Annotated in this window: 8 protein-coding genes; 7 read left to right on the top strand and 1 reads right to left on the bottom strand. The window is 64.8% G+C overall.

Annotated elements, in window-relative coordinates:
* Positions 1 to 15: 15 nt before the first annotated feature.
* From ABZ801_RS40915 to ABZ801_RS40945, 7 genes are read left to right on the top strand one after another with little or no spacing between them, the layout of a single operon-like run.
* On the top strand, positions 16 to 294 hold the full coding sequence (locus ABZ801_RS40915) for a hypothetical protein (protein ID WP_360709182.1): 279 nt from the start codon (positions 16 to 18) through the stop codon (positions 292 to 294).
* A 45-nt stretch (positions 295 to 339) separates the two neighbouring features.
* Positions 340 to 606, top strand: coding sequence for an acyl carrier protein (locus ABZ801_RS40920; protein WP_360709184.1), 267 nt, complete (start codon positions 340 to 342; stop codon positions 604 to 606).
* A 3-nt stretch (positions 607 to 609) separates the two neighbouring features.
* Positions 610 to 1971 carry a radical SAM protein gene (locus tag ABZ801_RS40925; RefSeq protein ID WP_360709188.1) on the top strand — a complete coding sequence of 454 codons (1362 nt, stop codon included), beginning with the start codon at positions 610 to 612 and terminating at the stop codon, positions 1969 to 1971.
* Positions 1968 to 2738 (top strand): SDR family NAD(P)-dependent oxidoreductase, encoded by a 771-nt coding sequence (locus ABZ801_RS40930; protein WP_360709191.1) that lies wholly within the window; start codon positions 1968 to 1970, stop codon positions 2736 to 2738. Before ABZ801_RS40925 ends, ABZ801_RS40930 begins: the two co-directional genes overlap by 4 nt.
* Positions 2731 to 5049 carry a molybdopterin-dependent oxidoreductase gene (locus ABZ801_RS40935; RefSeq protein WP_360709193.1) on the top strand — a complete coding sequence of 773 codons (2319 nt, stop codon included), beginning with the start codon at positions 2731 to 2733 and terminating at the stop codon, positions 5047 to 5049. The genes ABZ801_RS40930 and ABZ801_RS40935 overlap by 8 nt, the downstream gene beginning before the upstream one ends.
* A gap of 10 nt (positions 5050 to 5059) precedes the next feature.
* The gene (locus tag ABZ801_RS40940) at positions 5060 to 5986 is read left to right on the top strand and encodes an alpha/beta fold hydrolase (protein ID WP_344939385.1); all 927 of its coding nucleotides are present in this window, start codon (positions 5060 to 5062) and stop codon (positions 5984 to 5986) included.
* Positions 5973 to 6905 (top strand): hypothetical protein, encoded by a 933-nt coding sequence (locus ABZ801_RS40945; RefSeq protein WP_360709196.1) that lies wholly within the window; start codon positions 5973 to 5975, stop codon positions 6903 to 6905. The genes ABZ801_RS40940 and ABZ801_RS40945 overlap by 14 nt, the downstream gene beginning before the upstream one ends.
* A 117-nt stretch (positions 6906 to 7022) precedes the next feature.
* Here ABZ801_RS40945 and ABZ801_RS40950 read toward each other — a convergent pair.
* Positions 7023 to 7825, bottom strand: an 803-nt coding sequence (locus ABZ801_RS40950) for a HAMP domain-containing sensor histidine kinase (RefSeq protein WP_360709199.1), incomplete at its 5' end; no start/stop codon positions are given.

The raw sequence follows: 7825 nt of genomic DNA on the forward strand, positions 1-7825 counted from the left end.
CGATTCTGGATCACGATGACGGAGGTCTCCATGACGCGTCCCAGGCCGATCATCGGTCAGAAATACACAACTCAAGACGGCGACACGATCACTGAAATCTCGTTTGTGGCATATGGCGACGCACGCCGCTATGTCGAGTTGGCACTGCACAACGCGGATGTGCCGGGATTCAATGCCGCGCGCGTGATAGCGGGCCTCGAAATCGACATTCCCGAGCCAGACTATCTGCCGATGCCTCGCGGCGTCGGTGGTATGCGCGGCGGCATAGGCAAATCCTTCACCATGCGCCGATAGTTCGGCATTCGCCGAAAACACCCACGCTCGGCAAAGGACGAATGAATGAGGAACGAAGACATGGTACTCGAAACCATCCAGCGGGTGGTGTCCGAAGTGGCCAAGATCCCAGCATCTGAGCTCCGCCTGGATAGTCCGGTGACCGGCTTGGTGAACGTGGACTCCATTGTCCTCATGGAAATCGTCGCCAGGGTCGAGTTCGCACTCGACATCGAGATCGATGAGGAACTGCTGTTCAGTATCGACACGGTGGGGGACTTCGTCGCGGAATGTCAGCGACTCGTCGCCGATCGCGTTCCAGCGGAGAGGTGACCAATGACGCGGAACCGCAAGTTGCTTTTGATCTCGCCGCGGGCGACGTTCTTCGGACGCAATCCCGGCCATCAGCAGTTCAAGCGCGATTCCCGTGAATTTCAGTTCTTCGACTACACATGGACTGGGTTCGCCATCGGCCTGATGATCGTCGGATCGCTGACCCCGCAGCACTACGACATACGGTACATCGACGAGAACATCGAGCCGGTCGACTTCGACGCGGACGCCGACCTGGTCGCGCTGACGGGAATGACGGCGCAGGCCGACCGCATGTATGAGATCGCCGCCGAGTTCCGCGCTCGCGGGGTGCCGGTCGTCGCCGGCGGCCTGCACGCCAACCTCACACCAGGTGAGGTCGCCCAGTACGTCGACGCGGTTTGTGTTGGAGAGGCGGAGGCATTGTGGCCGCAGGTGCTGCGCGACTTCGAACGCAATGAACTGAAGCCCGTCTACCGCCAGCGCGGGCGGGCCGACCTCACTGCGATGCCGCGTCCCCGGTACGAGCTTGCGCAACAGCGTTACTACCCGAGCATCTGGGTGGAGACTTCCCGGGGGTGCCCGCATTCCTGCCGGTTCTGCGCGGCGACCATCCGGTATCGCGACAAACTGGGGCATAAGTCTATTGATCAGGTGATCGACGAGGTTCGCTTCGTGCGGGAGCGGTGGGACAACCCCTACATCCTGTTCTCTGACGACAATTTTGTGGTCGACCGTGCCCGCACCCGTGAACTGCTGCGCCGCCTGGTTCCTCTCGGCATCAAATGGAGTGGGCAGTCGGACGTATCCTTCTACAAGGATCCCGACATCTTGGAGCTGATGCACGAAAGCGGCTGCATGATGATGCTCATCGGCTTCGAGAGCGTCTCGACAGAAACTCTGGACGGCATCGACGAGCGAAACTGGAAGCTGCGATCGATGGCGAAGTATGTCGAAGCCGTTAAGGTCATCCAAGATCACGGCATCGGTGTGTACGGCGCCTTCACGCTGGGCCTCGACACCGACACGAAGGACTCTTTCGACGCGACCTCAAAATTCGTCAAGGACAACTATCTCGCCGGTATCCAGGTTTCCTGCGTCACGCCCTTCCCCGGTACCCCGCTGCGGCAGGACATGGAGCGGGAGGGGCGAATCCTGCCGGACAGACCCTGGTCGTACTACACCGTCTTCGATGCGGTCTACCAACCCAAGAATATGACTCCGGAAGAACTCGAGGAAGGCACGCTGAGTGTCTACCGCAGCTTCTACAACCGCGAGTTCTCGCTACGGAAGACCCGGCACTTCAAGGCCATCTACAAGAACCTCGTCAAAAAGCAGGTGGAGCGCGAGGCCGCGCTGGCGACCTCAGGACGGAGCATGGTGTGACCGCGGTGGTCATCGGCTCCGGTGGCATCGGGGCGGAGGTGGTACGCGATCTGCGGCGGCGGGGGCAGAAGGTGGCCGTCGGCTGGCACCGCAGCGCTGCCGTGACGACTGAACTCTCGGTGCCCGGATTCCAGGTCGACGTCACTGATCTGGCGTCCTGCCGAGAGTTGTTCGCCGCGGTGGCGCGCCAGGTCGGGCCGGTGACCGCGGTGGTGAACTGCTTCGGCGCGGTCGAGGAGGCCCCACTGCTCCGCGTCGAGTCGCCGGATGTGGACCGGCTGATCGACCTCAACCTCACCGGCGTCGTGAACGTCTGCCGGGCCGCCGCCTTCCGGATGATGAAGGCCGGGGGCGGAAGCATTGTGACCATCGGTTCGGCCGCGTCCATGGTCGGCGTGCCCGGGTTGGCGGTGTACTCCGCGACCAAGGCGGCCCTCGCCGGCTTCGGCCGCAGCCTCGCCGCTGAGCTCGCGCCGTTCCGGATCACCTGTAACACCGTGCTACCCGGTTTCATCGACTGCGGCGCGACGGCGGAATTCTCACCGGCCCGCAAGAAGGTGCTCGAACGACACATCCCGCTGAAACGACTCGGTGCCCCGGCCGAGGTGGCGGCGCTGGTGGCCTACCTGATCTCGCCGGACAGCCGATATGTCACCGGTCAGCAGTTCGTCATCGACGGTGGCTGGACCCTCGGCACCGCAGCGCTGACGCACGATCTCAATGAGGAGGTCCTCGACGAGGCCGGGGACGGAGCACGGCATGGATGAACCGACCAAGCAGACCCTCTGCACCTTCTGCGGTGTGGTCGACCAGGTCACCATCACGCCCGGTCGGCGCGTCAAAGCGACCGGAAGCCTCGGGGTCTGCGTCAAGGGCGCCCACTATTTTCAGAAACATCTGAGCTCTCGTCCCCGGGACGTGGCCCGGCTCACCAGCCCCATGCTGCGATCTCCGTACGGATGGGAACGCGTCTCGTGGGACTACGCCATCGATATGGCGGCCGACTCGATCCTGGCCGACCGGCAGGAGTTCGGCCGCGACTCCATCGGCTGCTACGGCGTCGGCCAGATGACGATGGAGTCACTGTGGGTGGCCAAGAAGTTCTTCCAGGGCCACCTCGGCACGAACAACATCTGCTCCAACGCCGAGCAGTGCCTGGCCAACAACGCGGGCGGCCATGAGCTGGTGTTCGGCAACGAGGGGCCGTTCTCCTGCTACGACGACTACCGCCACGCCGAGGCCATCTTCTTCTACGGACATAACCCGGCGATCAACCACCCGACGGTGTTCCAGCGGTACGTCCGTCAGAACAAGAGCGCGGTCAAGGTGGTCATCGACCCGCGCCGCACCGACACCGTCGACGTGCTACTGGCCGAGAGCCCGCACAATATCCACCTGCCCGTCCGCAGCGGCAGCGACGTGCTGCTCAACTGCGCCATCGCTCGCTATCTGCTGGATGAGGACGCCTGGGATCACGACTTTGTGGCGGCGCAAGTGGAGCCGGCCAGTGCCGCCGAATTTCTCCGGCTGCTGCGCGAGGGGCCATACTCCATCGACGACGTCGTGCCGCGTATCACCCCGGCGGGTATGTTGGCTGATGACATGCGTGACCGGCTGTTGCGGGCGTGCGAGCTGTGGAAACGCGAGCGGGTGGTGACGACCAGCTCCGTAGGGATCAATCAGACGGTGGGCAGCACCGGCGTTGCCTCGATACTCAACCTCCATTTGCTGACCGGCGACATCGGTGCCCCGGGACGCGGCCACGTCCGGTTGGCCGGGCAGTCGAACGCGTCGAGTGAGCTGGCCATGGGCTACTCCGGCCGCTTGCTGCCCTTCCGCATGCGCATCACCGAAGCCGGGCACCGGGCGAAAATGGCACGGATTTGGGGGTTGCCGGCCTGGCGGATCAACTCGACCCCCGGCTTGCCGGTGGCCTCGTTCGCGACCTCCGAGCGCCTGCGCACCCTGTTCATCTTCGGCACCAATCCCGCCCGGAATTTCCCCGACCTGGCGCGCTGGCGGGAGAAGATGATGGATCTCAACATCGTTTACGTCGACTCGTACTACAACCCGGAGATCCTCGAGTACGCCGACATCGTGTTGCCCTGCCGGACCAAGCACGAGACGGCGGGCATCTTCTTGAACGGTGAACGGCGGCTGCAGTTCATGGAGCCGGTCGAAGAGCCTCCGTTCGACGCCTGGAGTGACGTACGCATCATCTGCGAGATCGCCCGCCGGATCGCCCTCCACCTTGGCAAGGCCGCCCCCACGCTCAGCCCGGACCAGGGCACCTCCGCGACAAGCCCGGGGGAGGCTGAGGTTGAGGAGTGGGTCGCCAAAGGGAACGTGGACCTGTCCGCCCAGACGCTCGACGCAGCGTTCAGCTATCCGGTGGACGAGCAGGGGGAGCCGCTGAGCGAGGCCGTGTGGCAGGAGATCCTGGCGGCATCCCGCGGCTTCTACAACGAATTCGTCGACGGCGACGGCGTCCCCATCGACTTCGACCGGATCCGATCCGGGGAAGGTGTCCAGTGGCAGGGGCGCCGTCGATACGTCGCGGAAAGCGGTGACAACCGGCCACTGTTCTCGGGTGTTTTTCGCGCGGACCGCCGCCGGGCGACCTTTCATATACCGCTGCCTGAACGCCTCATCCCATTCACGGAGCGTGGCGATGGCGGCTTCGTGCTGATCACCGGCCGTGGCGCGATGAGCGGCGGGAGCAGCGGCAAGGGGCAACGCCGGAACAACACCGCCATGTTCAACTCCTCGACCGCGACCGGCGTCGAGAATTGGCCGGAGCGCAACAGCGTGTACATCAATCCGCGCGACGCCCGGCGGCTGTCCGTCGCAACGGGCTCACGGGTGACGGTGCGCAACGACCGTGGTGAGATCACATGTCCGGTCGAGGTCAGCGACGACGTTCCGGCAGGCCACGCCTACCTCACATTCCATCCGGACCGCGCCGGGACCCATCCTAATTTCCTGACCAGTTCCGACAAGATAGATCCGCAGACCTGGCAGCCTCTGCTGAAAGACACCCGCGTCGACCTGATCCCGATAAGCGATGCCACCAAGTGAGGCGGCCGGCTTGCTGGCGCCGCTGCGCTACCCGATCCGGCAGTTCCGCCGCTTCGCCTACCCCGAGCCGGGCGCCGACTTCGAGGATCCGGCCGACTACGGCCTCGAACCCGAATCCTTCGAAGTCGTAACGACCGACGGCGTCCGCTGCCGCGGCTGGCTGTTCACCCCGAAAGAGCCGTGGGGGGTCGTCATCATCTGTCACGCTCGTAGCGCGGGCAAGTCACGCACCCTTCGGCAGGCCAGGCTGCTGTGGGAGCGCGGATTGGCGGTCGCGACATTCGACTTTCGGGGCTGCGGGGACAGCGCCGCGCCGCCGCGCCGCGCCCGGCGAAGCCTGCGGGCACCATTGCGCGATCTGGAGGCCGTGGCGCGGCACGTCTGCCGGCGGTTCGCGGCTGATCCGCGTACTTCCGGCCGGGTCGCGCTGTTGGGGTGCTCCTTCGGCGGCAACATGGTCATCGCGCATGCCGGACACGCGGACCGTACCTACCCCGCGATCATGCTTGATTCCACGCCGCTGGTCCACTGGGCGGACATGCTCGGTGCACTGCTCGCCCGGGAGCGCCGGGACGCGCGCTTCCCGCGCGCCCGCGCCGTCGCCGACCGGCTGGTGATCTGCTCGGTGGTGGCCTGGACCAGGGCCGAAGCCCTCTATCGCCACGCGCGCAGGTCCGTGCGCCGGCTGGCCAGGACGAAGGCGCTGCTCGTCATCGGTACGCGCGACACGCTCTTCGACGTCGAAGAGAGCCACCGCTTCCTCTCCGCCTACTACGCAGGCGACACCGAGACCTGGCGCGTGCCGCGCGGGCGCCACCTGACCAACCATGTGGTCGATCCCGAGGCGTACGCCGCGCGGATCGTCACGTTCCTCGCTTCGGCCTTCGAGGAAGCCGAGCGTCGTCCGCAAAGCGGAGAGATCAATGCCGGTATCTGACCGCGAGCCGCGCTGGGATCTGGTCGACTCGATCGTCTCGGACCGGAGTACGAACCTGCACATCCCCGATCTGGATGCGGGATTCGGCCTGCAGATCCGTACGATGGTCGGCCTGTCCATCCCGTCCATGTACGAGGAGTTGGCCCGCCACGTCGACGTGGCGGGCATACGCCGACGGGGCCTGAGCTCCGCCGTCACATTCGCCGAGTTCGAGCGGCTTGCTCGTCCACTCGCGGTGGCGGCGCCACTCCACACGCGAGTGGAGACCAGGCAGTGCGAGCTGTCCGGACATGGGCTCGGGCATCCAGCGGCGCGCCTTGGTTTCGACATCCAATACACCTTCAGCTCACCCGGCGGCCGCGGCGATCCACTTCGTTACCGCGAGATCACCGATCCGCAGCCGGCGCCTCGCGGACGCGGTCGCCTTCTGCTTACGCTGATCCGGCCGTTCGCTCCTCGGCGCGAGCGCCTGGTGACAGAGACACCTAAGGAGACAGGTCACCTCCGGGTGCACCGTCTGGACGCGCCGCATCCGACCGTGAAATCACTCGGTGCGGTGTCGGCCGATCACCGTGAGATCGACTTTCCCGCCTCCGAACATCGCGGATTCTTCGGCCGTCACCACACCGATACGAACCAATCAGTTTTCACCGGTGACTACCTCTCGGTGATGGTAGCTCACGCAACCACCCTGCTGGGTGTTGCCGGGCTGCCGGTAGGTCGGCACAGCGTCGAGCGAATCGCGGCCGTGTTCAAGGCGCCGTTCTCGGCAGGTGCCGAGTATGTGATACGAGCCCGGCTCTACGGCGATGGCGACAGTACCGTCGCACTGGTGGGCCTCCACGCAATCCTGAACGGTAAGCCGACCCTGCGCCCCGCAGTGTTCGGCCGTATCGAAGGAACTATGGACGCAGGATAGGGGCAGGGCCTGACTGTGCTTTCCCTCGTAACGTGGAGACCTGAACCAGAGAGATGGTTCTCTCGCGGGAGAAAAGGGACGCCGGTTTGATTTAAACCGACCGCATCAAGGGATCTATCAGGCCCTGCTCGGGGAGGATGCGTGTTGTGATACCTCCGCGTGTTCCCTCGGGAGTCGGATGGTGACGTGGAGGCCGCCGGTGGGGCGGGGTGTGAGGGTGAGGGTTCCGTTGTGTGCCTGGACGATGCTGTGGACGATGGCCAGTCCGAGGCCGACGCCGGCGTGTTCGTTGGTGCGGGTGCGTTGGGTTCCGCGCTGGAAGGGTTCGGTGAGGGTCGGTACCAGGTCCGGTGGGACCGGTTGGCCGGTGTTGTCGACCCGCAGCACGCTGGCGTCGTGCTGGGATTCGGTGTGGATGGTGACGGTGCCGCCGGTGGGCAGGTTGTGGACGATGGCGTTTTGGACGAGGTTGGTCACCATTCGCAGAATGAGTTCGGTGGAGCCGAGGGTTTGTGTCGTGTCGCCGGTGACGTTGAGGGTGATCTGGCGTTTTTCGGCGAGGGGAAGCAGCGTTTCGGCGGCTTGTTCGGCGATGAGGGACAGGTCGACGGGTTCGCGGGTGAAGTGTTTGCGGTCGGCGCGGCTGAGCAGCAGGAGGGCTTCGGTGAGGTTGATCGCTCTTGTGTTGACGGTGTGGAGGCGTTCGATGAGTTGGTCTTGGTCTCGGGTGGGGTCGTTGCGGGCGGCGTCGAGGATACTTTGCGAGATGGCCAGTGGCGTGCGTAGTTCGTGGGAGGCGTTGGCGGCGAATCGTTGTTGTTCGGCGACGTGGGATTCGAGTTGTTCGAGCATGGCGTCGAACACGTCGGCGAGTTCGCGGAATTCGTCTTTGCGGCCTGGTAGCCGGATTCGGTGGGACA

It is taken from the genome of Actinomadura sp. NPDC047616 (genome assembly GCF_040642915.1).
Lineage (GTDB): Bacteria > Actinomycetota > Actinomycetes > Streptosporangiales > Streptosporangiaceae > Spirillospora > Spirillospora miaoliensis.